Here is a 24,878-nt window from a genome sequence, read left to right on the forward strand (position 1 = left end):
GCGCTCCCGGTGAGAGGAACCCTACGCATCCCTGACCGGGCGTTGTACCCGGTTCGCCGTGAGTACTACCACTTAGCCCGATTTGAGGGGTTTCACGCTTCCGCCCGGATGCTCCGACCGCCAGAATCGGCGGGTGACCAGCACGAAGACCACCAGCGCGAAGATCTCGGGCACGCGGGCCAGGAGCACGCGGATGAGAAGCACAGGGACCGCGAGCGCCGCGCGGAACGAGGCGCGGCTGCTGTGGGCCGCGAACCCCGGCCTCTTCGCCCTCCTGGAGGCGGCGCGCCACACCGGACCCATCACGCGCGTGCCGAGGCTCGGGTGGGTGGTGACCGACCCCGTCCTCGCGCGGGAGGTCCTCAACGACCACGTCAGCTTCGGCATGAACGGCGAGGGCGGCGTCGGCCACCTCTGGACGCAGCTGTTCGGGGACGAGATGGCGCGGTTCTTCGGCGGGGCCACGCACACCGAGATCCGCACCCGCGCCCGCGACCTGTTCACCGAGGACGCCGCGCAGGCCCTGGTGGAACGTTCCCAAGGCCGGACCCACGCCGCGCTCGCCGCGCGCCTCGCCTCCGGGGCGGGCGTGGACGTCGCCGACGCGGCGCGCGTGCTGGCCGGGCGCATGGTCGCCGACCTGCTGGGCCTGCCGGCCGACCGGGCGGACGCAGCCCACCGCGGGCTCTTCGCCGCCGGGGAGCGGCTCGCCCGGCTGGCGCTGGGCACGACCGCGTCCACCGACCTCGACCCGGCGGTCGTCGCGCGGGCCCGCGCGATCGTGGACGAGATCACCGCGGGCGTCCCGCGCGCCTACCGGACGGCCGGGCCGGACACCCTGCTCGGCCGCTGCCGCGAGATGGACCTCGGCCTGCCGCTCGCCCGCGGCCTGGCGACCCTGCTGGTGATCGCCGGGACGGAGACCGGGGCGTCCGGGACCGTCCGCACCGCCGCGCTGCTGCACGACACCGGAGGACAGCGGGCGCTGCTGGACGACCCGTCCCTCACCGGCAACGCGGTGCGCGAGGGGCTGCGCGTCGCCGCCCCGGCGCCGGTCATCGGACGGCACGTCGCCCGGGACGCGGCGGTCGGCGGGCGGCGGCTCCGCGCGGGCGACCGGGTCCTGCTGCTGACCTACCGGGCGACCGGCGCGGCCGGGCCGTTCGACGTCCGCCGCGCGTACGTGCCCGAGACGCGCCAGCTGTGGTTCGGCGGCGGGCGCCACCTGTGCCTCGGCGCCGCCGTGGCGCGCGTGCAGGTGGCCCGGATGCTGGAGACCCTGCTGTCGTCCGGGCGCCCGTACCGGGTGGTCTCCCGCCGCCCGGCCCGCCGCGTCCTCGTCCCGTCGTACGCCGAACTGCGGGTGCGGCTCGCCTGACCCCGGCAGCGGCGAGGCCGCAAGGCCTCGCCCTGCTAGACCTCGGGGATCTCGGTGGGCGGGGCGTCCTTCTGCGGGGCGGTCGGAGTCGGGGCCGTCGGCGTCGGGGCGGGCGCCGGGGAGTGCGTGATCGTCGGGCTCACCGGCCGCGCCGGCTGCTCGTCGCGGGGCGCGGAGTTCCACCACCAGAGCGCGAAGGAGACCGCGAACAGCACCAGCACGGCCCCGATGACCTGGACCACCGCCGTCCGGTGGCTCGGCTCGCGGCCCCGGCGGCGCAGCGTGGAACCGCCGCCTCGGGCGCGCCGCCGGGCCCGGCGCGCCCGCCACCGCTCGCGCCGCCCCGGCGGGCGGGCGCGCTCGCGCGCGGACGGTTCGGTGAAGACGGCGCTCCTGACGAAGTCCTCGTCGAACACGGGCTCGTCGAAATCTGCGGCCATGGGACTCTCCGGCGCGGGGGGCTCGTCGTGCGCCCCAGGCTAATGGACGCGGCCGACGCTCCCTCGAACGCCGCGTTCCGGCGGGCCGCCTTCCCGAGGCGCCGGCCGCGTGTCCGGCCTGGCCGGGAGGCCCGGGGCGCCGGGCGTCCGGTGCGGGATCCCTCTGACCGGGACCGCTCTTCCCCCGGAAAGTTAGAACACGTTACAGTCAAAGGCGAATCCTGTTCTAGGAATTCTGTTCTACAAGGAGACCGCATGGGTACCCCGGTGATCGTCGAGGCGGTGCGCACGCCGCTCGGCAAGCGTGGCGGCTGGCTCGCGGGCCTGAAGCCGATGGCCGTCCTCGCGCACGCCATGAACGCCGTCGTCGAACGCTCCGGCATCGACGCCGCCGAGGTGGAGCAGGTCTTCGCGGGCTGCGTCACGCAGGCCGGCGAGCAGGGATCGCACATCGGCCGCTACTCCTGGCTGTACGCCGGGCTGCCGTGGCAGGCCGGCGTGACCACGATCGACGCGCAGTGCGGCTCCTCGCAGCAGGGCGTGCACCTCGCGGCGTCCCAGATCGCGGCCGGCGTCGTGGACGTCGCGATCGGCTGCGGCGTCGAGGTGATGAGCCGCGCCCCGCTCGGCAGCAACGTCCTGCCCGCCAACCCGCGGCCCGACGACTGGTCGCTCGACATGCCGAACCAGTTCGAGGCCGCCGAGCGGATCGCCGCCCGCCGCGGCATCACCCGCGCCGACCTCGACGCGTTCGGCGCCCGCTCCCAGCAGCTCGCCGCGAAGGCCTGGGCGGACGGCCGCTTCGACCGCGAGATCGCCCCCATCACCGCGCCCGTCCTGGACGCCGAGGGCAACGTCACCGGCGAGACCCGCGAGGTCACCCGCGACCAGGGCCTGCGCGAGACGACCGCGGACGGGCTCGCCAAGCTGAAGCCCGTCCTCGGCCCCGAGGGCCTGCACACGGCGGGCACCTCCTCGCAGATCTCCGACGGCGCCGCCGCCGTCCTGCTCATGTCGGAGGAGAAGGCGCGGGCCCTCGGGCTGCGGCCGCGCGCCCGCATCCGGGCGCAGGCCCTCGTCGGCGGCGAGCCGTACTACCACCTGGACGGCCCGGTGCAGTCGACCGAGCGCGTCCTCAAGCGCTCCGGCATGACGATGGGCGACATCGACATCACCGAGATCAACGAGGCGTTCGCGTCGATCGTGCTGTCCTGGGCGGCGGTCCACAAGCCGGACATGGACAAGGTCAACGTCAACGGCGGCGCCATCGCCATCGGGCACCCCGTCGGCGCGACCGGCGCGCGGCTGATCACCACCGCGCTGCACGAGTTGGAGCGCCGCGACTCGGGCACGGCCCTCGTCACGATGTGCGCGGGCGGCGCCCTCTCCACCGCCACGATCCTGGAGAGGGTCTGAACACCGTCCCGCGGAGCCACGACCAGGCCCGAACCACGACAGGCTCGAAAGGCGGTCTCGGTGCAGCCGGAACCTGAGGACCTCGGCGGGGGGCTGTGGAGCGTTCCCGTCCCCATCCCGGACAACCCCCTCGCGTACACGCTGGTGTACGCGCTGGAGAGCCCCCGGGGGCCCGTCCTGATCGACGCGGGCTGGCAGCACGAGGACGCCTGGGCGTCCCTGCGCGACGGGCTCGGCACGTTCGGGATCGACGTCGCCGACGTGCACGGGGTGGTCGTCACCCACTTCCACCCCGACCACTCGGGGCTCGCCGGCCGGGTCCGGGAGGCGTCGGGCGCCTGGATCGCCATGCACCACGCCGACGCCGCGATCGTCCGGCTCTTCAACGAGGTCGGGCACGGCGGGCGGCGCGCGTTCGAACTGACCGCGCTCCGCCGCGCCGGCGCGGCCGAGTCGGACCTGACCGGGCCGGCCCAGCCGGCCCGGGTCTCGCCGCCCGCGATCCCGGACCGCGAGCTGTCCGACGGCGACCTGGTGGACGTGCCCGGCCGCCGGCTGCGGGCCGTCTGGACGCCCGGCCACTCCCCCGGCCACATCTGCCTGCACCTGGAGGACGGCGACCGCATCTTCACCGGCGACCACGTCCTGCCGCGCATCACCCCGCACATCGGCCTCTACCCGTACGACACCCCGGACGTGGACCCGCTGAGCGACTTCCTCGGCTCGCTCGACAAGGTGTCCGCCATGGGCGTGGACGAGGTCCTGCCCGCCCACCAGTACCGCTTCCGCGGCCTCGGGGAGCGCGCCCGCGAGATCATCGCCCACCACGAGGAGCGCCTCGCGGAGGTGGCGGCGCTGCTGTCGTCGAGCCCCGTCACCCTCTGGGACCTCACCGCCGGCCTCACCTGGCGCCACCCGTGGGCGGACATGGCCCAGCAGGCCCGCCGGATGGCCGCCGCCGAGGCCGCCGCCCACCTGCGCACCCTGGAGACCCGGGGCGTCGCCCGCCGCGAGGGCACCGACGACCCCCTCCGCTACAGACTCCGCTGACCCGCCCCGAGGCCGCCCGCGGACGCGGGCGGCACGGGCCGGGCGGGTGCGTCGTGGGTCACTCTCCTGGGCGAGACCCTTGATGAGACTGGAGTCTCATGTTAGAACCTGTTCTAGGTGCGTAGCACCAAGCAAGCGCTCAAACGGCCTGCTCGCCTCGTGTGGTCTCCACCCCGGCACGAAGGATCTTCCATGGCACTCGCGACGTCCCCCGACTCCCTCGCCCGGGCCTTCCGGGCCCCCGAGATCGACATCATCGATCCGGGCGTCTACGAGCGCGGCGGGATCCCGCACCGCCAGTTCCAGTGGCTGCGCGACAACGACCCCGTCCACTGGCACCCGGACCCCAACGACGGCGTGCCGGGCTTCTGGGCGATCACGCGGCACGAGGACGTGGTCTCGGTGTCGCGCCGCGCCGACCCGTACTCCTCGCACGAGCGGACGTCGATGTTCGAGGAGTTCTCCAGCGACGACATCGCCATGTACGGGCAGATGATGCTGTTCCAGGACCCGCCGGACCACACCCGGCTGCGCGCCCTGGTCAACAAGGGCTTCACCCCGCGGATGATCGGGCGGCTGGAGGACCACATCCGCAAGATCTGCAACGAGCTGATCGACGAGGCCGCCCCGCTGGGCGAGTGCGACTTCGTCGAGCGGTTCGCGGCGCCGCTGCCGCTGTACACGATCTGCGAGCTCCTCGGCGCCCCGATGGAGGACCGCGAGAAGATCTTCCACTGGTCGAACAAGCTCGTCGCGTTCAACGACCCCGAGTTCATCGGGGGCCGCGAGGAGTCGACGCTGTGCGCCGCCGAGTTCGCCGAGTGGGGCGGGCAGCTCGCCGCGGCGCGCGAGTCCACGCCGCGCGACGACATCGTGACCAAGCTGCTGACGCCCGACGCCGACGGCGGCAGGATCACGCTGGAGGAGTTCCAGCTGTTCGTGATCATGCTGTCGATCGCCGGGAACGAGACCACCCGGACCGCCACCGCGGGCGGCATGATCGCCTTCTTCGAGCGGCCGGACCAGTGGGCCCGGCTGCGGGAGGACCGGAGCCTGCTGCCGAAGGCGGTCGAGGAGATCGTCCGCTGGGTCAGCCCGATCAACCAGTTCCGCCGGACGGCCCTGGTCGACACGGAGATCGGCGGGCAGCAGATCAAGGCCGGGGACAAGGTCGTGATGTTCTACGGGTCGGCGAACCGCGACGAGCGCGTGTTCGAGAACCCGTTCGCCTTCGACGTGGCGCGCGACCCGAACCCGCACATCGGCTTCGGCGGCGGCGGCCCGCACTACTGCCTCGGCACGCACCTCGCGCGCATGAACCTGCGGATCATCTTCGAGACGATCCTGGAGCGCATGCCCGACATCGAGCTCGCCGGGGAGCCGCGCCGCTTGCGGTCCAACTTCGTCAACGGCTACAAGGAGATCCCGGTGCGCTTCACGCCCTCGGCCCCCCTGGGAGGTTGACGGCGCCCATCACTCCGGACGAGGAGGTTCGAGGCGATGACCACCACCCCCGACATCGAACTGGTCGACCCCGGCGCGTACGAGCACAGCGGCGTCCCGCACGGGCAGCTGGCCTGGCTGCGCGAGCACGAGCCGGTGTTCCGCCACCACGGCGACCCGGAGCGGGGCTACCCCCCGTTCTGGGCGATCACCCGGCACGAGGACGTCGTGCACGTGTCGCGGCATCCGGAGCTCTTCTCGTCCTGGCGGCGGCTCGCGCTGTTCGACGAGCCCCCGGAGGAGCACCTCGTCCTGCAGCGGATGATGATGCTCAACCAGGACCCGCCGGAGCACACGCGCAAGCGGAGCATCGTCAACCGGGGCTTCACCCCGCGCGCGATCGGGGCGCTGGAGCAGCACATCCGCGACATCTGCCGGCTGCTCGTGGCCGAGACCGCCGAGCGCGGGGAGGAGGCCGACTTCGTCCGCGACCTGGCGGCGCCGCTGCCGCTCTACGTGATCTGCGAGCTGCTCGGGGCGCCGCCCGAGGACCGGGAGAAGATCTTCCACTGGTCGAACACGCTGATCGGCGGGGACGACCCGGAGTTCCAGCGGACGCCGGAGGAGGGCCAGGAGGCGGCGACCGAGCTGTACGCCTACGCCAACGAGCTGGCGGCGGCGCGGAAGGAGAACCCGCGCGAGGACATCGTCACCCGGCTGCTCCAGCCGGACGCCGGCGGGGAGGTGCTGACCGGGGACGAGTTCGAGCTGTTCGTGCTGCTGCTGTCGGTCGCCGGGAACGAGACGACCCGGAACGCGGCCTCCGGCGGCATGCACGCGCTGCTGGAGCATCCGCTCGAGTGGGAGCGGCTGAAGGCCGACCCGTCCCTCGTCCGGACGGCGGTGGACGAGATCGTCCGCTGGGTCACCCCGGTCAACCTGTTCCGGCGGACGGCCGCCCGGGACACCGAGATCCGCGGCCGGAAGATCGCCGAGGGCGACAAGGTCGTGGTGTTCTACTCCTCCGCCAACCGTGACGAGGCCGTGTTCGCCGACCCGTACCGCTTCGACGTGGGACGGGACCCGAACCCGCACATCGGCTTCGGCGGCGGGGGCCCGCACTTCTGCCTGGGGTCCCATCTCGCCCGGCTTGAGCTGAGTGTGCTCTTCGAAACACTCTTGGACGCCATGCCCAATATTGAACTCAGCGGTAACGTTCGCAGGCTAAGGTCTAGTTTCATCAATGGGGTAAAGGAGATGCCGGTACGGGTGCGTCCGGCGTCCCTCGACTGACGGGAGTGGTGCGTGGGCAGGGGATGGCGTGGGTGAGGCAGGCGAGGCGGGCGGTCCGTTGCGGGTGGCCCTGCTCTCGTACCGCAGCAAGCCGCACTGCGGCGGGCAGGGCGTCTACCTCCGGCACCTGAGCAGGGAGCTGGTCGATCTCGGGCACGAGGTGGAGGTCATCTCCGGCCAGCCGTATCCGGAGCTCGACCGCGAGGAGATCACCCTCACCAAGCTGCCGAGCCTTGACCTGTACCGGGACGAGGACCCCTTCCGCACCCCTGCCCTCGGCGAGTTCCGCGACTGGCTGGACGTCCTGGAGTTCGCGCACATGAAGACCGGCGGCTTCCCCGAGCCGCTGACGTTCAGCCTGCGCGCCCTGCGGCTGCTGCGCGGGCGCCGCCGCGACTTCGACGTCGTGCACGACAACCAGGTGCTCGGCCTCGGCAACCTCGGCATCGCCCGGCTCGGGCTGCCGCTGGTGACGAGCATCCACCACCCGATCAGCGTCGACCGGCGGATCGACATCGAGGCCGCCCGCGGCCTCAAGCAGAAGCTCGGCAAGCGCCGCTGGTACGGGTTCGTCGGGATGCAGTCGCAGGTGTCGCGGCGGATCGGGCCCGTGCTGACGGTGTCGGAGTCGTCCAAGGTCGACATCGTCAAGGACTTCAAGGTCGACCCGCGCGACATCGAGATCCTGCCGCTCGGCGTCGACACCCGGATCTTCCACCCGCGCGGCGAGCGCGTCCCCGGCCGGATCGTCGCGATGGCCAGCGCCGACGCGCCGATCAAGGGCGTGGACGTGCTGCTGCGCGCGGTCGCCAAGGTCGCCACCGAGCGGGACGTCCACGTGATCGTGGTCAGCCGGCCGCAGAAGGACGGCCCGACCGAGCGGCTCGTGCGCGAGCTGGCGCTCGGCGAGCGGGTCCGGTTCGTCAGCGGCATCAGCGACGACGAGCTGGGCGAGCTGCTGGCGTCCGCGGAGATCGCCGTCGTGCCCTCGCGCTACGAGGGGTTCTCCCTCCCGGCCGTGGAGCACATGGCGTCCGGGACGCCGCTGGTGGCGAGCCGCGCCGGCGCGCTGCCCGAGGTCGTCGGCGACGCCGGCGTCCTGGTCGCCCCGGGCGACGTGGAGGAACTGGCCGCGACCCTGCACCGCCTGCACGACTCCGCCGAGGAGCGTGCGCGGGTGGGAGCCGCCGGCCTCGCGCGCGTCCAGGAGCGGTTCGCCTGGCCCGCCGTGGCGCAGGCCACCGTGGAGCACTACCGCGCCGCCATCACCCAGCAGAACTACCGGCGTCTAGCCGCGCGCAAGGGCAAGTGAGGGAGCGTCCGCAGACGCGTCCCTGTACGGAAGGAGCACGACCCTGCTGACCGTGGATTTCCAGCGGTTCCGCATCTCCCCCGGAGACCGCGTCCTCGACATGGGATGCGGCGCCGGACGGCACGCCTTCGAGCTGTACCGGCGGGGTGCGCACGTCGTGGCCTTCGACCAGGACGCCGGGGAGCTGTCCGGCGTCGACAAGATGTTCGGGGCGATGCGCCTCGAAGGCCAGGTGCCCGAGGACGCGACCGCCGAGACCGTGCAGGGCGACGCGCTGGACCTGCCGTTCCCCGACGACCACTTCGACGCGATCATCGCGTCCGAGGTGCTGGAGCACATCCCCGACGACATGCGGGCGATGCGGGAGCTGCTGCGCGTCCTCAAGCCGGGCGGCAGGCTGGCGGTGACGGTGCCGAGCTGGCTGCCCGAGCGCGTCTGCTGGGCCCTCTCGGAGGACTACCACACCGCCCCCGGCGGGCACGTGCGGATCTACACCCGCGCCGAGCTGGAGGCCAAGCTGAAGTCGGTCGGCTTCCGGGTCGGCGGCCACCACCACGCGCACGGGCTGCACGCCCCGTACTGGTGGATCAAGTGCGCGGTGGGGGTGGACAACGACGGCAACCCGCTCGCCAAGGCCTACCACCAGATCCTCGTCTGGGACATCATGAAGCGGCCGCTCGCGACCCGGCTGGCCGAGCGCGTGATGAACCCGCTGATCGGCAAGAGCGTCGTCGTCTACTTCGCCAAGCCCGCGGCGCCGGACGCGCCGGCGGCCCCGGCCAAGGAGACGGCGGATGCGGTCTGAGACCGCGCCGCCCTCGGTCCCCGGAGTCCTGACGGCGGACGACGTCGTCGCCACCGCGCGGAGCATCGCGGCCCAGCAGGAGCCGTCCGGCGCGATCCCGTGGTTCTCGCCGACGCACGGCGTCCCCGGGCACGTGGACGCCTGGAACCACGTCGAGGCCGCGATGGCGCTGTCGGTCGCCGGGCTCGGCGCGGAGGCCCGGCGGGCCTACGAGTGGCTGCGCGGCGTCCAGCGCCCGGACGGGTCGTGGCCCGCGAAGTGGGTGCTGGGCGAGGTCACCGAGCCGGGCGGCGAGTCCAACCACGCCGCCTACGTCGCGGTGGGCGTCTGGCACGAGCTGCTGACCACCGGGGACGAGGACTTCGCGCGGCACATGTGGCCGGCGGTCCGGCGGGCGATCGACTTCACGCTCGGGCTGCAGACCGGGCGCGGCGAGATCATCTGGATCCGGCACGAGGACGGCGAGCCGTCCGACCACGCCCTGCTGACCGGCTGCTCGTCCATCTACCAGTCGCTGCGCTGCGCGGTCGCGCTGGCCGAGCGGCTCGGCGAGCACCAGCCGGACTGGGAACTGGCCGCCGACCAGCTCGGGCACGTGGTGGCCGCGCATCCGGAGGCGTTCGCCGACAAGAGCCGCTGGTCGATGGACTGGTACTACCCGGTGCTCGGCGGGCCCGTCCGGGGCGCGGACGCGGCGCGCCGCTTCGCCGAGGGCTGGGACACGTTCGTGGTGCCGGGCCTCGGCTGCCGCTGCGTGTCGGACCAGCCGTGGGTGACCGCGGCGGAGAGCTGCGAGCTGGTGCTGGCGCTGGACGCCGCGGGCGACCGCGACCGCGCGCTGGAGCTGTTCGCCACCATCCAGCACCTCCGGCACGAGGACGGCTCGTACTGGACGGGCTGGCAGTTCGAGAACGAGCGCCACTTCCCCGGGGACCGCTCCACCTACACGGCGGCGGCGGTGGTCCTGGCGGCGGACGCGCTGGCGGACGCCTCCCCCGGCGCCCGGCTGTTCAAGGAGATCGCGGGACGGCCGCTCGGGCCGTCCGAGGCGTCCGACCCGCTGGCGTGCGGCTGCGCGCTCGTCGCGGCCGCCAACCGCGCCTGACCCGCTCCCCGGACGGGGCACGGGCCAGGCGGTCCGGGCTCAGGCGGGTTCGTTGTGGGCGGGGGTGAGCGGGTCGGCGTCGCTGACGCGTTCCAGGACGCGCAGCGAGCCTTCCGCACGGCGCTCCTCGAAGGCGCCGCTCGCCAGCGCCCGCTGGTAGAGGCGGTAGGGGGCCTGACCCCCGTCCGCGGGGTCGGGGAAGACGTCGTGGATCACGAGGGCCCCGCCGACGGCGACGTGCGGAGCCCAGCCCTCGTAGTCGCCCCGCGCGTGCTCCTCGGCGTGGCCGCCGTCGATGAACAGCAGCGCCAGCGGCGTCCGCCAGAACGCCGAGACGGTACGGGACTGCCCGACGACGGCGACGACCTCGTTTTCCAGCCCGGCCGCGAGGATCGTCTTGCGGAACTTGGGCAGGGTGTCCATCCGGCCGGTGCTCGGGTCGACCAGGGACGGGTCGTGGTGCTCCCAGCCCGCCTGGTTCTCCTCCGAGCCGTGGTGGTGGTCGACGGTGACCAGGACGGTGCCTGCCAGCCTGGCGGCCGTCCCCAGGTACACGGCGGACTTGCCGCAGTAGGTGCCGACCTCCAGCATCGGCCCGGTCGCGGCCAGGCGGGCGCCGTACTCCAGGCCCGTCTCGTACAGGGCGAGGCCCTCACCGTCCGGCATGAAGCCCTTGGCGCCGCGCGCGGCGCGCAGCAGCTCGGCGGGCATCGGCGTTCCCGCCGGCGGTGCGTCGTCGCTGGTCGTCCCCGGTCCGGTGGACGCCTTGGTGTGGGTCATCGATCTCCTCCGTCGGGGCACCATATCCGACATCGCCGGGATGAGACCCGAGTCTCACCCCGAGTCTTGCCGGACCGAGCTGGAACGTGTTCTACTTTCGAGGTGAACCACCCGTTTCCGAACGATATTCGGTAGGTTGACGGGTGTGTCCTCTCGAACGGAGCAGACGATGAGAGTACGAGTCGACCCGCTGGTGTGCGAGGCGAACGCCGTGTGCGTCGGGCTCGCCCCCGAGGTGTTCGACCTCAACGACGACGACGAGCTGCAGATCCTGCAGCCGGACGTCCCGGCCGAGGAGCAGGACCGCGTGCGGCACGCGGTGCGGTCGTGCCCGAAGGCCGCGCTGACGCTGGAGGAGTAGCCGGACGGCTGCCCGCCCCCCCCGTTCACCCACCCCAGACCCCCGGTAACAGCTCAGGCACAGTGGAGGCAGCCATGGCACGCGCCGCGGTACTGCATGCGGTCGGCGACAAGGAACTCGACCTGCGCGACGACGTCTCGACGATCGATCCGGGCCCCGACCAGGTGAAGGTCAGGATCAAGGCGACCGGGGTCTGCCACTCCGACCTGTCCACCATGACGGGCGTGCTGCCCTCGGCGCTGCCGACGGTCATCGGACACGAGGGCGCCGGGGTCGTGGCGGAGGTGGGCGACCGGGTGACCGGCGTCCAGCCCGGCGACCACGTCGTCGTCAACTGGACCCCCGACTGCGGGGAGTGCGCCGAGTGCCTGCGCGGCGAGCCGTACCTGTGCATGACCTACCTCGCGCAGTCCTTCTCCGAGCCGGGGTTCAAGCTCGGTGACGGCAGCCCCGCGTTCGGCATGGCGGGCACCGGCACCTGGGCGGAGGAGATCGTGCTGCCCCGGCGCGGCGTGGTCAAGATCGCGGAGGACATCCCGTTCGAGTACGCGGCCCTGCTCGGCTGCGGCATCCCCACCGGCGTCGGCGCGGTGATCAACACGGCGAAGGTGGCGCCGGGCTCCAAGGTCGCGGTGGTCGGCGCGGGCGGCGTCGGGCTCTCGGTCATCCAGGGCGCCAGGATCGCGGGCGCGTCCACCATCCTCGCGATCGACCCGAACGAGGCCAAGCACTCCATCGCCAAGCAGTTCGGCGCGACGCACACCGCGACGCTGGACGGCCTGGAGGAGGCCAAGGGCCTGCTCACCGGCGGCGCGGGCTTCGACTACACCTTCGAGGTCGTCGGCAAGTCCGCGGCGATCACCACGGCGTGGAACGCGACCCGGCGCGGCGGCGACGTCATCGTGGTGGGCGCCGGCGCCTTCGACGACAACTGGAGCCAGACCGCGTTCGCGCTGCTGTTCGACGGCAAGAGCCTGAAGGCGTCCCTGTACGGCGGCTGCGACCTCAAGCGCGACATCCCGCTGTTCGTCGACCTGTGGCGCGCCGGGAAACTCGACATCGACGGCCTCATCAGCCGCCGGATCGGCTTCGAGGACCTGAACGACGCCGTCCGCGCCCTGACCAACGGCGAAGTGATCCGCCAGGTCGTGGTGTTCGACTAGCTCTTGTCTCCTCCTTCGGGCCTGGCGGCCCTCCATCGTCGACAAAAGCGGGCGATCGCTGGCATCGCTCCGACTCGCCTTACGGCTCGCTGCGCGATCAGATTCTCGCTTCGCTCGAATCTGCCTTCGGACGCGATCGCGGCCGTTGAGGTTGTTGCGGGGTCGGGGCGGGGGTCTGTTCGAGGCGCGTATCATCCTTGTCTGTTCGGGTCGGGCGGCGAGTCGTCATGGAGCGCGGGTGGTGCACGGTCTGCTGAGGCTCCCGGCCACGGCGGCGATCGCGATGGGGCTCTTGGGCCCGCTCGTCCCGGTCGCCGCGGCACAGGCGGCGCCGCGGGCCGTCCGGATCCATGACATCCAGGGCGCCGCGCACCTCTCCCCCCTGAAGGGCTCGGCGGTCGCCGGGGTGCCGGGCGTCGTGACGGCGGTGACCACCAACGGCTTCTGGATGCAGGACCCGCGCCCCGACAGGAGCCCGGCGACGTCCGAGGGCGTCTTCGTCTTCACCCGCACCCGGCCGGAGGCGGCGGTCGGCGACGCGGTCCGGGTGGACGGCAGGGTCAGCGAGTTCCGGCCGGACGGCGGCTCCTCGGGCGGGCTCACCCGGACCGAGATCGACGCGACCGCCGCCAAGGTCGACGCGCACGGGACGCCGCTGCCGCCCGCCACCCCGCTCGGCCCGGGCGGACGCAGGGCGCCGGGCGTCATCGACCGCGGAGTCGGGGACGTGGAACGCGGCGGCGCGTTCGACCCGCGCCGCGACGCCCTCGACTTCTACGAGGCCCTCGAAGGCATGCGGATCGAACTGCGCGACGCCGTCGCGGCCGGTCCGTCCCGCTACGGCGAGCTGCCCGTGCTGCCCTCGCGCGGCGCGGGCGCCGGGCCGCGGACGGCCCGCGGCGGCGTCCTCCTGCGCGACGGCGACGCCAACCCCGAGCGGGTCATCCTCGACGACGCGCTCGCCGCACTCCCCGGCATGGACGTCGGCGACCGGCTGCCCGGCGCGAACCGCGGCGTCCTCGACTACTCCTACGGCGACTACAAGCTGCTCCTCACCGCGACGCCGCAGCGCGCCCCGGGCGGGCTCGCCCGCGAGTCGACCCGGGCGCAGCGCCCCGGCGAGCTCGCGGTCGCCACCGTCGGGCTCGACGGGCTGAGCCCCGACGCCCCGGCCGCGCGGTTCGACGCCGCGGCGCGCGACATCGTGGACGGCCTGCGCTCCCCCGACCTCGTCGCGGTGAGCGGCCTCGGCGACAACAGCGGCGCGGACGACGACGGCACCGTCGCCGACGACCAGAGCGTCGCGCAGCTGATCACGGCGATCAGCGCGGCGGGCGGCCCCGCCTACGACTGGCGGTCGGTCGACCCGCGCGACAACGCCGACGGCCGCAAGGGCGCCAACGAGCGGGTGGGGTTCCTGTTCCGCACCGACCGCGGGCTCGCGTTCGTCGACCGGCCGTCGCTGTCGGAGCCCGTCCCGGACGACCCGCCCGCGCGGCCCGACCCGGCCGTCACCCCGGTCAGGGCCGTCCCGCGCGGCGGCACGGCCGGGCTCACGCTGAGCCCCGGGCGGATCGCGCCGGGCGACGCCGCGTGGGCCGGCACCCGCAAGCCGATCGCCGGGGAGCTGACCTGGCGGGGCCGCCGCATCATCGTCGTCGCCAACCAGTGGTTCCCCCGCACCGGCGACGACCAGCCGCTGTTCGGCCGCCGCCAGCCGCCCGCCCAGCCCACCCAGTGGCGCCGGGACGCGCAGGCCCGCGTGGTCGCGGGCTTCGTGAACTCCGTCCGGAGGGTGGACGCGCGCGCCAGCGTGATCGTGGCGGGCGACCTCGGCGACCGCGGGACGTCCGCGCCGGTCCGCACCCTCGCCGCGGGCGCGGGGCTCGCCGACCTGCCCGCGGAACTGCCCACGGGCGACCGCTACACGGCGATCACCGGCGGCAACGCCGAGGACCTCGACCACATCCTGCTGAGCCGGGCGCTGCGCGGGAGCCGGCACGAGTACGACGTGGTGCACCGCAACGCGGAGTTCGCCGACCGCGCCGGCGACCGCGACCCCACGGTCGTCCGCATCGCGCTGGCCGGAAGATAACGCTCCCCGATTTTGGGGGCTGCCAAAAAGTACGGAACGGTAACGTCCGGAACGCCTCCGAGGTTTTCTTCCCGGCCGGTGGGGCAGCGACCGATCGGCACAACCCCCCACCGGGAGGAGACGCCTTCCATGGCGACCCGATATCGGCCGCACATCGGTCTGTTCGGCCTCATCTACCTGGTCATCGGCGTGTTCATCGCCTGGGACCGCGGCTACATCAACGAGGGCCTGGTCGCGAAGATCATCAGCGCGCTGCTGGCGATCTTCCTGTGGGTCCTCGTACTGCTCGGCGTGGACTTCCACATCGAGTTCTGATCCCCCGGAACCGGGCACGGGCCGCCCCGCACCCCCGCCGCGGGGCGGCCCGTGTCCTGAAGAGCGGGCCGTCTCCCGCGCGACAGGTGCACGTCGCCGCTCCGGTCATAGACCGCACAGTGCGGCGAACGTTACTTTCCGCTCATGACGAAAAAAGACTGTAGTTGCGGACACGGCAGCGGATGCTCGTGCGCGAAGGGCTGCTCCTGCGGCTGCAACGGCTGACCGTCGCCCGGCCCTGCCCGCGGATCCCGAAGGACGCCCCCGGCCTCACCCGGGTGCGGGGGCGCGCCAGAGGATCGGGGAGTCGGTCTCGGTTCCGGTGGCCAGGACCGTGGACCCCATGGCGGTCAGGGCGGTGAGGCGCTGGTCGCCGGGTCCGGCGAGCCCGGGCACGGCGAGGCGCCGCCATCCCGTTCCGTCGCGGGACGCCAGGACCACCGCGTCGTCCTTCGCGGAGGCCGCCGCGACGAAGCCGGCGGGAGTCGCCGCGATGGCGGTGGCGGCCAGGCCCGCTCCCAGATCGCGCCGCGTCCAGGTCGCGCCCGCGTCGGTGGACACCAGCGCGGCGGCGTCGCCGGCGATCGCGACCAGGGTGTCGCCCTTGGCGGCGACATGGGTGAGAGGCACGGCGAGGCCGGGCGGGAGCTTGGCGGCCGTCCACTTGAGGCCGTCCGGCGACGTCCACGCCGCGGGCTCCTTGCCGCGGCCGCCGACCGCGACGTAGGCCCTGCTCGTCGCGGCCACGTCGGACGCGGCGCCGTCCAGGCCCGCGCGGGTCCAGGCGCGTAGATCGGCCGAGCGCCAGGCCGCGCCGGTCCCGACCGCGACGTAGCCGGCCGGGCCGGCGGCGGCGGCGACGGGCGGCGGGCCCGCCGGGAACTCGGGCTTCTGCCAGGTGAGCCCGTCCTGCGAGGTCATCGCGAGAGGGCCGGAGGACGCGCCCGCCACGCGGCCGACCGCCAGCCAGCCGCGCCCGCCGTGGACGGCGTCCGACAGCCCGCCGGCCGTGGCGGGGAACCCGGCGCGCTTCCACGCGCGGCCGTCCGGGGCCGTCCAGATCGCCGCGTTGCCGTTGGTGCTGCCCACCGCGACGGAGAGGCCCGGCGCCGCGGCGAGCGACCTGACCGAGCGCTCCGGGTGGACGGCGCCCGGGACGGTGCGGAGGTCCACGCCGAGCAGGTAGCCGTCGTCGCCCTGGCGCCCGGAGACGGCGACCTTCCCGTTCGCGACCGTCAGCCCGCTGCCGCGCACCGGCGCCGGGACGGTGCCGCCCGGCTGCCAGGTGCGGCCGTCGGTGCTGCGCAGGACGGTGTGCGCGCCCTTCGCGCCCTCGACGATGACGGCGAGGCCGGAGGGCGTGCCGTCGAAGCGGTCGACGCCCGTGCCGCCGAACCGGCTCACGGCCTGCCACCGGGCGCCGTCCGCCGAGGTGAACAGGACGCCGAAGCGCTTGGTCCTGCGGTGCTTCTTGCGGCCGGTGGTCTGCCTGCCCTCGCGGACGGTCGCGAACCCGCCGGGCCCGACCGCCAGGCCCTTCGTCGGTCCGTACGAGCCCTGCGCCTGCGGGACGCCGGCGAGCGTCCACGTCCGGCCGCCGTCGGTGGACCGCCAGAGGCCGTCGGCGCGCACGGTCCGCGTGACCTTCCTCTTGCCGCGCTTCTGGATGACCCTCTTGCCATACGTGCCGTGGGCGACGACCACGTTGCCGGACGCCGCCACGCGGTCGAAGGCGGTGATCCCCGCGGCGTCGACGCGCTGCCACGCCCGCCCGTCCGCCGAGCTCCAGGCGACCGCGCGGCCGCCGGACGCGCCCACGGCGAGGAAGCCCTGGCCGGTGCGCGCCAGATCGTTCACCTGGTCGGACGGCGTGAAGCCCGCGGCGGGCGGGCGGCGCGTCCAGGTCGCGGCGTCCTCGCTCGTCCATGCCACGACGCCGCCCGCGGACGTCCGGCCGAGCGCCGCCCAGCGGCCGGCGCCGCCGTCGACGAGGCGCGGGGTGTCGCCGGGAGGGACGGCGGAGCCGTCCGCGGTGCGCAGCCGGGCGAGCGACCAGGCGTGCCCCGCGTCGGCGGAGACGAGGAAGCGGGTCTGTTCGCGGCCCGGGACGCCGTCGCCCTCGGTGCCCGCCGCGACGACGGTCGCGCCCGCCGAGGCGATGGTCGTGAGGTCCTGGACGAGGCCGTCGCTCGTGGCCGCCGGATCGGAGGCGAAGAGCTCGCCCGCCGCGATCGGCGCGGGGACGCCCGTCCCGTCCGGCCCGTCGTCGCCCCGGGACACGGCGAAGATGACACCGCCGGCGACCACGGCGAGCCCGGCCGCGACCGCCGCACGCGCGCGCAGCCGCCGCGTCGGCCCCGACCTCATCACCGGGCGGGGCAGGGGCCGCGGCGGACCGGCCACCAGGACATCGTGCGGATCTGGCTTCACCGGGCGCGGCCGGACCGCGTTCGGCTGCGGGGGCTTCGGTCGCGCGGGGACCTGCGAGGGATTCGGCTGCGTGGCCTTCGGTTCCGGGGGCGCGGGCGGGGCGCTCGCGGCCACCGCCACGCCTGGCTTCGACCGGGCGGGTGCCTTCGCCGAAGGCGTCTCAGGGGCGGCGGCGCCGCTGCGTTCGGGATCGGCGCGGACGGCGTCGCGGCTCGCGGGGCGCTGCTCGACGCTCCGGGGCGGGGCGCCGTGGCCCCACTCCAGCCCGGCCGCCCGCCACGCCTCGTAGGCGCGCTGCCAGGGCGACAGCGTGGCGGGCATGTCGGCGAGGTCGCCCGCGACGCCGAAGGTGAGGCGCCGCCGCACGTGGCGTGAGTCCGCCGGGCCCTCCTCGGCCGTCCGCCGGGCCTCGTGCTGCTCCGGGGTCCTCGCCGCCACACGCGCTCCTTCACGGTCCCAGTCGAGTCACCATCAAATCGCGCCACGGGTGCCCTTGTACTGACATCACGTGAACGGCGGCCGATGGGGGCCGCGGGAGCGTTCTATCACCTCACGCCCGAGATATCCGATCTTTCGCTTCGATCGCCCCCTTGTAGGCATAGCCCCGGACGCGCAGGACCGGCGCCCCGGCTCCCGGGTCGCCGCGGACCTCCGCGGACACGCCCAGACCGTCGGCCTCCACGCGGACGCCCGGCGGCACCACGATCTGCACGGTGGACTTGTAGGCGAGCACCCACAGGGTCGTGACCTCCCCGTCCAGGTCGGCGTCGCGGAGGTCCAGCAGGCCCGTCCCCTTGTAGACGACGGTCGTGAACCGCTCGGGCAGCCGCCACCGCCCGGCCCGGGTGACCGAGCCCTTGTAGGCGACCTGGAACCGGCCCGCGGGCGCGTTCCCGGCCTCTTCCCGGGCGCTCCGCCCGGACGGCAGGTCGGCGGCCAGCGCGTTCAGGTCGTCGTGGGTGCGGGCGGCGAGGGCCAGGTCGCTGCGCTCGTCCAGCTCCGACTCGCTCAGCCGACCCTCGGCGAAGGCCGTGTGGAGCCGGACGAGCATCTCGTCGCGGTCGCGGTCCGAGGCGCGCACGGCGGGCGCAGCCCGGTCTTGCTCGACGCTCATCGCATCTCTCCTTCGGGGCGTTCCGCCTCCGCAGCCTGCGCCCTCCAGCGGGTGGAGGGTCAAGACGCGATGTATCGTAACTCGCCGCCGCTCGGCTTTCGAGACATTCGACCGCATCCCGACGCGCGATCATGGCTGCGACCTTTACGGACGCCCGTCCAGTAGATTCGGATCAGCCCGTTCATCGAGGTGAGGGGGGACGATCCATGGGCGGGACGCTCGGCCGCGCGCACGGTCCGTACACGCTGTACGACCTCGACGCGCTGCCCGAGGAGGGCCGCCGGTACGAGCTCGCCGACGGCTGGCTCAACGAGCTGCCCGGCGACCTATGGCACGACCACGCGGCCGAACAGCTCAAGACCGTCCTGAAGGAGGCGGCGCGGCAGGCGGACGCCGACGTGCACGTCGCCGGCGCCCCGCAGGACGTCACGACCCCGGCGGGCGTCCGCAAGCCGGACGTGTTCGTCGTCGCGCGCGACGTGGCCCGCGCGGCGCTCGAACGCCGGACCCGCACCTACTACGGCCCCGACCTCCTCCTCGTCGCCGAGGTCGTCACGCCGCGCACGGTCAACGAGCAGATCGACCGCGTCCGCAAGGTGGACGAGTACGCCGCGACCGGAATCCCGCACTACTGGCTCGTCGACCTGGAGCCGCGGCCCGCCGTCACCCTGCTGGAACTGCGGGACGGCCGCTACGAGATGGCCGGCAAGGCGCGCTCCGGGGAGACCATCGCCCTGGACCGCCCCTACCCCATCGCCTTCGATCCCGCGCGCCTCTCCGAAATGGACTAGCTGTGTTTATAGCGTCTTTCTCCTCCTTCGGGCCTTGAAGGCCCTCCATCGTCGAAAAACGCGGGCGATCGCTGGCATCGCTCCGGCTCGCCTGGCGGCTCACTGCGCGATCAGATTCTCGCTTCGCTCGAATCTGCCTTCGGACGCGATCGCAACCCTTGAGGTTGTTGCGTGGATGCGGCGATGGTTGCTGCGTCTGCGATAAGGGCCCCGCGTTCGCCGAGGACCCCGGGGTGCTCCGCTACCCGTTCGGGGCCGGTTCCCATGCCGAGTACGTCGCGGCGCCGTCCCGGACGTTCGTCGCCAAGCCGTCCGCCATCGACCACGTGCAGGCGGGGGCCCTGCCGTTGGCCGCGCTGACCGCGTGGCAGGCGCTGGTCGACACCGCCGACGTGCGGGAGGGCCACCGGGTGCTGATCCATGCGGCGGCGGGCGGGGTCGGGCATCTGGCCGTGCAGATCGCCAAGGCGCGCGGCGCCTACGTGATCGGCACGGCGAGCGAGGGCAAGCACGCCTTCCTGCGCGGCATCGGCGTGGACGAGCCGGTCGACTACCGCGGCGTCGACTTCGCGGACGTCGTCAAGGACGTGGACGTCGTCCTCGACACCATCGGCGGCGACTACGGGCCGCGCTCGCTGCGGGTGCTGCGGCCGGGCGGGACGCTGGTGTCGGTGGTGCTCAGCAATCTCGACGACATGGACACCAGCGGCGTCCGCTCGGAGACCCTGCTCGTGGAGCCCGACCACCACGCGCTGGCGCAGATCGCCGCGCTCGCCGAGGCCGGGAGGCTGCGCGCCGAGATCGACTCGGTGTTCCCGCTGGAGGAGGCGGCGAAGGCGCACGAGCGCGGCGAGACCGGCCGGGTCACAGGAAAGATCGTTCTGACCGTCTAGGCTCGGAGCGTGCTGCTCCTCACGACGCTCGACGGCTGGCGCGCCCAGCCCGGTCCCCGCTTCGTCCTGCGAGAGGCGGGGGCCGTCTGGGCGCCGAACGACGAACCCGGGCTGCTGGCGGTCGCCGACGACGTGTTCACCGGCGGCCAACTCGTCGCCGTCACGCTGGACCCCGCGCCCGGCGCGGTGCCGGCCCGCGGCGTGATCGACCGCACGACCGCGTCCCGCGTCCGCTACCTGCGGCGCGACCCCGCCGGCCGGCACGTCGCCGCCCTGGACCGCCCGGCCACCGCCGAGGCGCTCGACCTGCTGCCGCATCCCGAGGGCGGCTGGTACCGCGAGACGTGGCGCTCGGACGCGGCGTTCACGCCGGACGGCTACCCGGGCGAGCGGGCCTCCGCCACCGCCATCTACTTCCTGCTGCCGCCCGGCGAGGAGTCGATCTGGCACACCGTCCGGTCCGCCGAGCTGTGGCTGTGGCACAGCGGCGGCCCGCTGACCCTGCTCCTCGGCGGGGACGGCGACCGCCCCGAGGAGACGCCCGAACCGATCGCGCTCGGCGCGGACGTGGCGGGCGGGCAGGTGCCGCAGGCAGTCGTCCCGCCCGGCGTCTGGCAGGCCGCCCGCCCGGCGGCCGACCAGGAGGTCCTGGTCAGCTGTGTAGTCTCCCCGGGCTTCGATTTCGCGGACTTCACGGCGTCTTTCTCCTCCTTCGGGCCTTGAAGGCCCTCCATCGTCGAAAAACGCGGGCGATCGCTGGCATCGCTCCGTCTCGCCTGGCGGCTCGCTGCGCGATCAGATTCTCGCTTCGCTCGAATCTGCCTTCGGACGCGATCGCAACCATTGAGGTTGTTGCGTGGTTGCGGCGATGGATGCTGCCGTCACGGTACGCCGTCCTGGCCCTCAGCGCTTGCGGCGGGGGTGGAGCGCTTGCTCGGCCCAGAAGGGTTCCATGACGCGGCCGATCGCTCGGACCACGGTGCTCAGCTCGTCGTCCGAGAGCGGGCCGAAGACCTCGGCGCCCACCTCGTCGGCGAGGGTACGCGCGCGGCGGTGCAGGGCGCGGCCGTCCTCGGTGGCGCGGACGCGGTACCGCCGGCGGTCGCGCGGGTCCCGGGTGCGTTCGCAGAGGCCGCGCGCCTCCAGGTCGTCCACGAGCCCGACCATCAGCGTGGGGTCGAGCAGCAGGCAGTCGGCCATCTCCTGCTGCGACAGCGTCTCGGACGTGCTGAGCATCGCCAGCACCAGGAAGTGCCGCACCCGGATCCCGAGCGGCTCCAGTTCCTCCTCCAGCCGCTGCTCCAGCCACCATCCGCACTTGGACAGCTGGAAGCCGGCCAGGGACGCGAGCCCCTCCGGCAGCCCGTCGCGCATGGAACCCTCCGCCATGGCAGCAGGGTATATCCGTTCGATCATCGGTTGACTCGATCATAGAAAAGTTCGATTATCTACGGATGGCACCTACTCTCGGACTCTTCGCCGTCAACATGTACGCCTGCGCGGAGCCGCAGGTCGCCGCCCGCATCGCCGCCCTGGCCGAGGACCTCGGATACGACTCGGTATGGGCCGGCGACCACGTCGTGCTGCCGCGCCCGCGCGTCGAGCCGTCCCCCGCGGAGCCGGACGCGCCGTTCCTGGACCCGCTGGTCGCCCTCGCCCACCTGGCGGGACGCACGGAGCGGATCGCGCTCGGCACCGGGGTCGTCGTCCTGCCGCAGCGCAACCCGCTCGTCCTCGCCAAGCAGCTCGCCAGCCTCGACGTGCTCAGCGGGGGCAGGCTCGTCTTCGGCATGGCCGCCGGGTACCTGGAGCCGGAGATGCGCGCGGTCGGCGTCTCCCCCGAAGGGCGCGGCGCCCGCACCGACGAGCACCTCGCGGCGATGCGCTCCCTCTGGTACGACGACGAGCCGACCTTCCACGGCCGCCATGTCGACTTCGGGGGCGTGGACGCCCACCCGCGCCCCGCGCAGCGGCCGATCCCCGTCGTGGCGGGCGGCCACAGCCCCGCCGCGCTGCGCCGGGCCGCCCGGCACGCGGACGGCTGGTACGGGTGGATGCTCGGGCGCCGCGCCGCCGCGGAGACGATCGGACGGCTGCGGGCCCTCACCGACGACGCGGGCCGCGATCCCCTGCACGTCTCGATCAGCCCGCCCCGTCCCCCGGACGCCGGGTTCGTCCGGGAGTATGGCGAGCTGGGAGTGGACCGGCTCATCATCGTCCCGCCCATGGGCGTCCCGGCGTCCGAGTTGGAGCGGTTCGTCACCGACCACGCCCCGCGGAAGCTCGGCGCCCGCCCCGCCCCCTGACACCGGGCCGGCCTCAGGGGGCAACCATCACCGTAACCACGCGACCACCTCAACACTTGCGATCGCGTCCGAAGGCAGATTCGAGCGAAGCGAGAATCTGATCGCGCAGCGAGCCGCCAGGCGAGACGGAGCGATGCCAGCGATCGCCCGCGTTTTTCGACGATGGAGGGCGCCCTGCGCCCGAAGGAGGAGAAAAATGCTATGTGAACGCCGAGTCGAACGACGCCGTCGGGATCTCCATGGAGTTGAGGCCGCGGACGAACTCCAGGGCCTCAGGGGCGCCTTGGAGGCGGTCCATCCCGGCGTCCTCCCACTCGACGGAGATCGGCCCGGCGTAGCCGATCGCATTGAGGGCGCGGAAGACGTCCTCCCACGGGACGTCGCCGCGGCCGGTGGAGATGAAGTCCCAGCCGCGCCGCAGGTCCGCCCACGGCAGGTGGGACGACAGGCGGCCGCGGCGGCCGTCGCCCGTGCGGACCTTCGTGTCCTTGCAGTCGACGTGGTAGATCCGGTCGCGGAAGTCGAACAGGAAGCCGACCGGGTCGAGCTCCTGCCACACGAAGTGCGACGGGTCGAAGTTCAGCCCGAACGCGGGGCGGTGCCCGATCGCCTCCAGCGTCCGGACGGTCGTCCAGTAGTCGTAGGCGATCTCGCTCGGGTGCACCTCGTGCGCGAACCGGACGCCCACCTCGTCGAACACGTCCAGGATCGGGTTCCAGCGCTCGGCGAAGTCGGCGTAGCCGCGCTCGACCATCGCCTCGGGGGTGGGCGGGAACATCGCGACCGTGTGCCAGATCGAGGAGCCGGTGAACCCGATCACCGTGTCGACGCCGAGCCGCGCGGCGGCCCGCGCGGTGTCCTTGATCTCGTCCGCGGCGCGCCGCCGGACGCCCTCGGGCTCCCCGTCGCCCCAGATCCGCTCCGGCAGGATCGCCTTGTGCCGCTCGTCGGGGTTGTCGCAGACGGCCTGCCCGACGAGGTGGTTGGAGATCGCCCACACCTTGAGGTCGTGCTTGGCGAGCGTCTCCAGCTTGCGCGGGACGTAGTCGTCGTCCGCGAGGGCCTTGTCGACCTCGAAGTGGTCGCCCCAGCAGGCGATCTCCAGGCCCTCGTAGCCCCAGCCGGACGCCAGCCGGCAGACCTCCTCGAACGGCAGGTCAGCCCACTGGCCGGTGAACAGCGTGACCGGTCGTGTCATCATTCGCTCCCTTCGACTTCGGCCCAGCATCGGGAGGCCGCGCTGGCGGCGACCGCGGCGAGGACGCGCTGCACCTGCAGCCCGTCGGCGAACGACGGGCGCGGGTCGACGCCCTCCGCGATCGCGGTGAGCAGGTCGGCGGCCTGATGGGTGAACGTGTGCTCGTAGCCGAGCATGTGACCGGGCGGCCACCACCGGTCGACGTACGGGTGGACGGGCTCGGTGACGACGATCCGCCGGAAGCCGGCGGTCGCGCCGTCCTCCTCGCGGTCGTAGAACCACAGCTCGTTCAGCGACTCCAGGTCGAACGCCAGGGCGCCGGAGGAGCCGCTGACCTCGATCCGCAGCGCGTTCTTGCGGCCGGTGGCGAACCGGGTGGCCTCGAACGACGCGAGCGCGCCGCCGTCGGTGCGGCCGACGAACAGGGCCGCGTCGTCCACGGTGACCTGCGCCGTGCCGCCGCCCGGCAGCGGGCGCTCCGGGACGAACGTGTCCATCACCGCCGACACCCCGACGAGCGACTGCCCGGTGACGAACTGCGCGGTGTCGATGATGTGCGCGCCGATGTCGCCGAGCGCGCCCGTCCCGGCCCTGTCGCGGTCCATCCGCCAGGTGAACGGGGCCTGCGGGTCGGCCAGCCAGTCCTGCAGGTACTGGGCCCGGACGTGCCGGACGGCGCCGATCCGCCCCTCGCCCACCAGCCTGCGGGCGAGGGTGACGGCCGGGACGCGCCGGTAGTTGAACCCGACCATCGACCGGACGCCGCGCCCGCGCGCCCGCTCCGCGGCGGCGGCCATCGCCTCCGCCTCGGCGACGGAGTTCGCGAGCGGCTTCTCGCACAGTACGTGCTTGCCCGCGTCGAGCGCGGCGACCGCGATCTCGGCGTGGCTGTCGCCCGGCGTGCAGATGTCGACGAGCTGGACGTCGTCGCGGCGGAGCAGCTCCTTCCAGTCGGTCTCCACCGAGGCCCAGCCGAGCGCCTCGGCGGCGGCGCGGGCGCGCTCGGCGGAACGTCCTGCCAGGGCGGTCATGACGGGCGTCAGCGGCGGCCCGAAGAACGGCCCGACGCTGCGCCACGCCTGGGAGTGGGCGCGTCCCATGAACGCGTGCCCGACCATCCCGACTCCGACGGTCGTCATGTCAGCTCACCTCTCTGTGTCGTCTTCCGGGAGCGGGCCCCGGACCCCCGG

Annotated in this window: 22 protein-coding genes and 1 pseudogene; 16 read left to right on the forward strand and 7 right to left on the reverse strand. The window is 73.5% G+C overall.

What is annotated here, in order from left to right:
* Window positions 1-193: 193 nt before the first annotated feature.
* The gene (locus K4S16_RS39110) at window positions 194-1,378 is read left to right on the forward strand and encodes a cytochrome P450 (RefSeq protein WP_149264141.1); all 1,185 of its coding nucleotides are present in this window, start codon (window positions 194-196) and stop codon (window positions 1,376-1,378) included.
* 35 nt (window positions 1,379-1,413) lie between these two features.
* Here the strand turns inward: K4S16_RS39110 and K4S16_RS39115 are convergent, their stop codons facing one another.
* On the reverse strand, window positions 1,414-1,818 hold the full coding sequence (locus tag K4S16_RS39115) for a hypothetical protein (protein WP_149264142.1): 405 nt from the start codon (window positions 1,816-1,818) through the stop codon (window positions 1,414-1,416).
* Between the two features lie 255 nt (window positions 1,819-2,073).
* Between K4S16_RS39115 and K4S16_RS39120 the strand changes: the two genes are divergently transcribed.
* The 7 genes from K4S16_RS39120 to K4S16_RS39150 all read left to right on the forward strand — a co-directional run bounded on the left by K4S16_RS39120 (window position 2,074) and on the right by K4S16_RS39150 (window position 10,242).
* Window positions 2,074-3,234 (forward strand): steroid 3-ketoacyl-CoA thiolase, encoded by a 1,161-nt coding sequence (locus tag K4S16_RS39120; protein WP_149264143.1) that lies wholly within the window; start codon window positions 2,074-2,076, stop codon window positions 3,232-3,234.
* 60 nt (window positions 3,235-3,294) lie between these two features.
* The gene (locus tag K4S16_RS39125; protein ID WP_149264144.1) at window positions 3,295-4,284 is read left to right on the forward strand and encodes an MBL fold metallo-hydrolase; all 990 of its coding nucleotides are present in this window, start codon (window positions 3,295-3,297) and stop codon (window positions 4,282-4,284) included.
* A gap of 192 nt (window positions 4,285-4,476) precedes the next feature.
* Complete coding sequence (locus K4S16_RS39130; RefSeq protein ID WP_149264145.1) at window positions 4,477-5,748, forward strand: cytochrome P450; 1,272 nt, start codon at window positions 4,477-4,479, stop codon at window positions 5,746-5,748.
* 36 nt (window positions 5,749-5,784) lie between these two features.
* On the forward strand, window positions 5,785-7,020 hold the full coding sequence (locus K4S16_RS39135; RefSeq protein WP_149264146.1) for a cytochrome P450: 1,236 nt from the start codon (window positions 5,785-5,787) through the stop codon (window positions 7,018-7,020).
* A 28-nt stretch (window positions 7,021-7,048) separates the two neighbouring features.
* Complete coding sequence (locus K4S16_RS39140) at window positions 7,049-8,332, forward strand: glycosyltransferase family 4 protein (protein ID WP_149264147.1); 1,284 nt, start codon at window positions 7,049-7,051, stop codon at window positions 8,330-8,332.
* Between the two features lie 43 nt (window positions 8,333-8,375).
* Window positions 8,376-9,137 (forward strand): class I SAM-dependent methyltransferase, encoded by a 762-nt coding sequence (locus K4S16_RS39145; protein ID WP_200842383.1) that lies wholly within the window; start codon window positions 8,376-8,378, stop codon window positions 9,135-9,137.
* Window positions 9,127-10,242 (forward strand): prenyltransferase, encoded by a 1,116-nt coding sequence (locus K4S16_RS39150; RefSeq protein WP_149264149.1) that lies wholly within the window; start codon window positions 9,127-9,129, stop codon window positions 10,240-10,242. Before K4S16_RS39145 ends, K4S16_RS39150 begins: the two co-directional genes overlap by 11 nt.
* 39 nt (window positions 10,243-10,281) lie before the next feature.
* Here the strand turns inward: K4S16_RS39150 and K4S16_RS39155 are convergent, their stop codons facing one another.
* Window positions 10,282-10,953 (reverse strand): class I SAM-dependent methyltransferase, encoded by a 672-nt coding sequence (locus K4S16_RS39155; RefSeq protein ID WP_149264216.1) that lies wholly within the window; start codon window positions 10,951-10,953, stop codon window positions 10,282-10,284.
* A gap of 238 nt (window positions 10,954-11,191) precedes the next feature.
* On the opposite strand from K4S16_RS39155, the gene K4S16_RS39160 reads away from it, so the two are divergent.
* From K4S16_RS39160 to K4S16_RS39175, 4 genes are all read left to right on the forward strand, one after another.
* Window positions 11,192-11,383: a ferredoxin gene (locus tag K4S16_RS39160; protein ID WP_149264150.1), complete on the forward strand. Its 192-nt coding sequence runs from the start codon at window positions 11,192-11,194 to the stop codon at window positions 11,381-11,383.
* A 74-nt stretch (window positions 11,384-11,457) separates the two neighbouring features.
* Window positions 11,458-12,546 (forward strand): Zn-dependent alcohol dehydrogenase, encoded by a 1,089-nt coding sequence (locus tag K4S16_RS39165; RefSeq protein ID WP_149264151.1) that lies wholly within the window; start codon window positions 11,458-11,460, stop codon window positions 12,544-12,546.
* Between the two features lie 238 nt (window positions 12,547-12,784).
* The gene (locus K4S16_RS39170; protein ID WP_235037374.1) at window positions 12,785-14,641 is read left to right on the forward strand and encodes an endonuclease/exonuclease/phosphatase; all 1,857 of its coding nucleotides are present in this window, start codon (window positions 12,785-12,787) and stop codon (window positions 14,639-14,641) included.
* Window positions 14,642-14,770: 129 nt separating this feature from the next.
* Complete coding sequence (locus K4S16_RS39175; RefSeq protein ID WP_149264152.1) at window positions 14,771-14,956, forward strand: hypothetical protein; 186 nt, start codon at window positions 14,771-14,773, stop codon at window positions 14,954-14,956.
* A gap of 270 nt (window positions 14,957-15,226) precedes the next feature.
* Here the strand turns inward: K4S16_RS39175 and K4S16_RS39180 are convergent, their stop codons facing one another.
* Together K4S16_RS39180 and K4S16_RS39185 are read right to left on the reverse strand one after the other, a co-directional pair.
* Entirely contained in the window at window positions 15,227-17,824 is a 2,598-nt protein-coding gene (locus tag K4S16_RS39180) for a sialidase family protein (RefSeq protein ID WP_149264153.1), read from the reverse strand.
* Between the two features lie 112 nt (window positions 17,825-17,936).
* Window positions 17,937-18,500 carry a DUF1707 domain-containing protein gene (locus K4S16_RS39185; protein WP_149264154.1) on the reverse strand — a complete coding sequence of 188 codons (564 nt, stop codon included), beginning with the start codon at window positions 18,498-18,500 and terminating at the stop codon, window positions 17,937-17,939.
* Between the two features lie 206 nt (window positions 18,501-18,706).
* Between K4S16_RS39185 and K4S16_RS39190 the strand changes: the two genes are divergently transcribed.
* From K4S16_RS39190 to K4S16_RS39200, 3 genes and pseudogenes are all read left to right on the forward strand, one after another.
* A complete protein-coding gene (locus K4S16_RS39190) occupies window positions 18,707-19,291 on the forward strand; it encodes a Uma2 family endonuclease (RefSeq protein ID WP_149264155.1) in 585 nt (194 codons plus the stop codon).
* A gap of 230 nt (window positions 19,292-19,521) precedes the next feature.
* A pseudogene (locus K4S16_RS39195) lies at window positions 19,522-20,184 on the forward strand (NADP-dependent oxidoreductase); the annotation flags it as partial.
* A 9-nt stretch (window positions 20,185-20,193) separates the two neighbouring features.
* Window positions 20,194-20,907: a cupin domain-containing protein gene (locus K4S16_RS39200; protein ID WP_235037375.1), complete on the forward strand. Its 714-nt coding sequence runs from the start codon at window positions 20,194-20,196 to the stop codon at window positions 20,905-20,907.
* 180 nt (window positions 20,908-21,087) lie between these two features.
* Here the strand turns inward: K4S16_RS39200 and K4S16_RS39205 are convergent, their stop codons facing one another.
* Complete coding sequence (locus K4S16_RS39205; protein ID WP_160161175.1) at window positions 21,088-21,573, reverse strand: MarR family winged helix-turn-helix transcriptional regulator; 486 nt, start codon at window positions 21,571-21,573, stop codon at window positions 21,088-21,090.
* A gap of 65 nt (window positions 21,574-21,638) precedes the next feature.
* On the opposite strand from K4S16_RS39205, the gene K4S16_RS39210 reads away from it, so the two are divergent.
* Entirely contained in the window at window positions 21,639-22,490 is an 852-nt protein-coding gene (locus K4S16_RS39210) for an LLM class F420-dependent oxidoreductase (protein WP_149264158.1), read from the forward strand.
* Between the two features lie 199 nt (window positions 22,491-22,689).
* Here K4S16_RS39210 and K4S16_RS39215 read toward each other — a convergent pair whose 3' ends face one another.
* Together K4S16_RS39215 and K4S16_RS39220 are read right to left on the reverse strand one after the other, a co-directional pair.
* Complete coding sequence (locus K4S16_RS39215) at window positions 22,690-23,688, reverse strand: sugar phosphate isomerase/epimerase (protein ID WP_149264159.1); 999 nt, start codon at window positions 23,686-23,688, stop codon at window positions 22,690-22,692.
* On the reverse strand, window positions 23,688-24,827 hold the full coding sequence (locus K4S16_RS39220; RefSeq protein ID WP_149264160.1) for a Gfo/Idh/MocA family protein: 1,140 nt from the start codon (window positions 24,825-24,827) through the stop codon (window positions 23,688-23,690). Before K4S16_RS39220 ends, K4S16_RS39215 begins: the two co-directional genes overlap by 1 nt.
* Window positions 24,828-24,878: the final 51 nt, after the last annotated feature.

It is taken from the genome of Actinomadura sp. K4S16 (assembly GCF_008327685.1).
In the GTDB taxonomy this organism is placed as follows: Bacteria; Actinomycetota; Actinomycetes; order Streptosporangiales; family Streptosporangiaceae; genus Spirillospora.

Bases quoted from the DNA above. Each gene is read 5' to 3' on its own strand.
- K4S16_RS39110 (WP_149264141.1), top strand. From the start codon at position 194: ATGAGAAGCACAGGGACCGCGAGCGCCGCGCGGAACGAGGCGCGGCTG.
- K4S16_RS39115 (WP_149264142.1), bottom strand. From the start codon at position 1,818: ATGGCCGCAGATTTCGACGAGCCCGTGTTCGACGAGGACTTCGTCAGG.
- K4S16_RS39120 (WP_149264143.1), top strand. From the start codon at position 2,074: ATGGGTACCCCGGTGATCGTCGAGGCGGTGCGCACGCCGCTCGGCAAG.
- K4S16_RS39130 (WP_149264145.1), top strand. From the start codon at position 4,477: ATGGCACTCGCGACGTCCCCCGACTCCCTCGCCCGGGCCTTCCGGGCC.
- K4S16_RS39135 (WP_149264146.1), top strand. From the start codon at position 5,785: ATGACCACCACCCCCGACATCGAACTGGTCGACCCCGGCGCGTACGAG.
- K4S16_RS39150 (WP_149264149.1), top strand. From the start codon at position 9,127: ATGCGGTCTGAGACCGCGCCGCCCTCGGTCCCCGGAGTCCTGACGGCG.
- K4S16_RS39155 (WP_149264216.1), bottom strand. From the start codon at position 10,953: ATGCCCGCCGAGCTGCTGCGCGCCGCGCGCGGCGCCAAGGGCTTCATG.
- K4S16_RS39160 (WP_149264150.1), top strand. From the start codon at position 11,192: ATGAGAGTACGAGTCGACCCGCTGGTGTGCGAGGCGAACGCCGTGTGC.
- K4S16_RS39165 (WP_149264151.1), top strand. From the start codon at position 11,458: ATGGCACGCGCCGCGGTACTGCATGCGGTCGGCGACAAGGAACTCGAC.
- K4S16_RS39175 (WP_149264152.1), top strand. From the start codon at position 14,771: ATGGCGACCCGATATCGGCCGCACATCGGTCTGTTCGGCCTCATCTAC.
- K4S16_RS39185 (WP_149264154.1), bottom strand. From the start codon at position 18,500: ATGAGCGTCGAGCAAGACCGGGCTGCGCCCGCCGTGCGCGCCTCGGAC.
- K4S16_RS39190 (WP_149264155.1), top strand. From the start codon at position 18,707: ATGGGCGGGACGCTCGGCCGCGCGCACGGTCCGTACACGCTGTACGAC.
- K4S16_RS39205 (WP_160161175.1), bottom strand. From the start codon at position 21,573: ATGGCGGAGGGTTCCATGCGCGACGGGCTGCCGGAGGGGCTCGCGTCC.
- K4S16_RS39210 (WP_149264158.1), top strand. From the start codon at position 21,639: ATGGCACCTACTCTCGGACTCTTCGCCGTCAACATGTACGCCTGCGCG.
- K4S16_RS39215 (WP_149264159.1), bottom strand. From the start codon at position 23,688: ATGACACGACCGGTCACGCTGTTCACCGGCCAGTGGGCTGACCTGCCG.
- K4S16_RS39220 (WP_149264160.1), bottom strand. From the start codon at position 24,827: ATGACGACCGTCGGAGTCGGGATGGTCGGGCACGCGTTCATGGGACGC.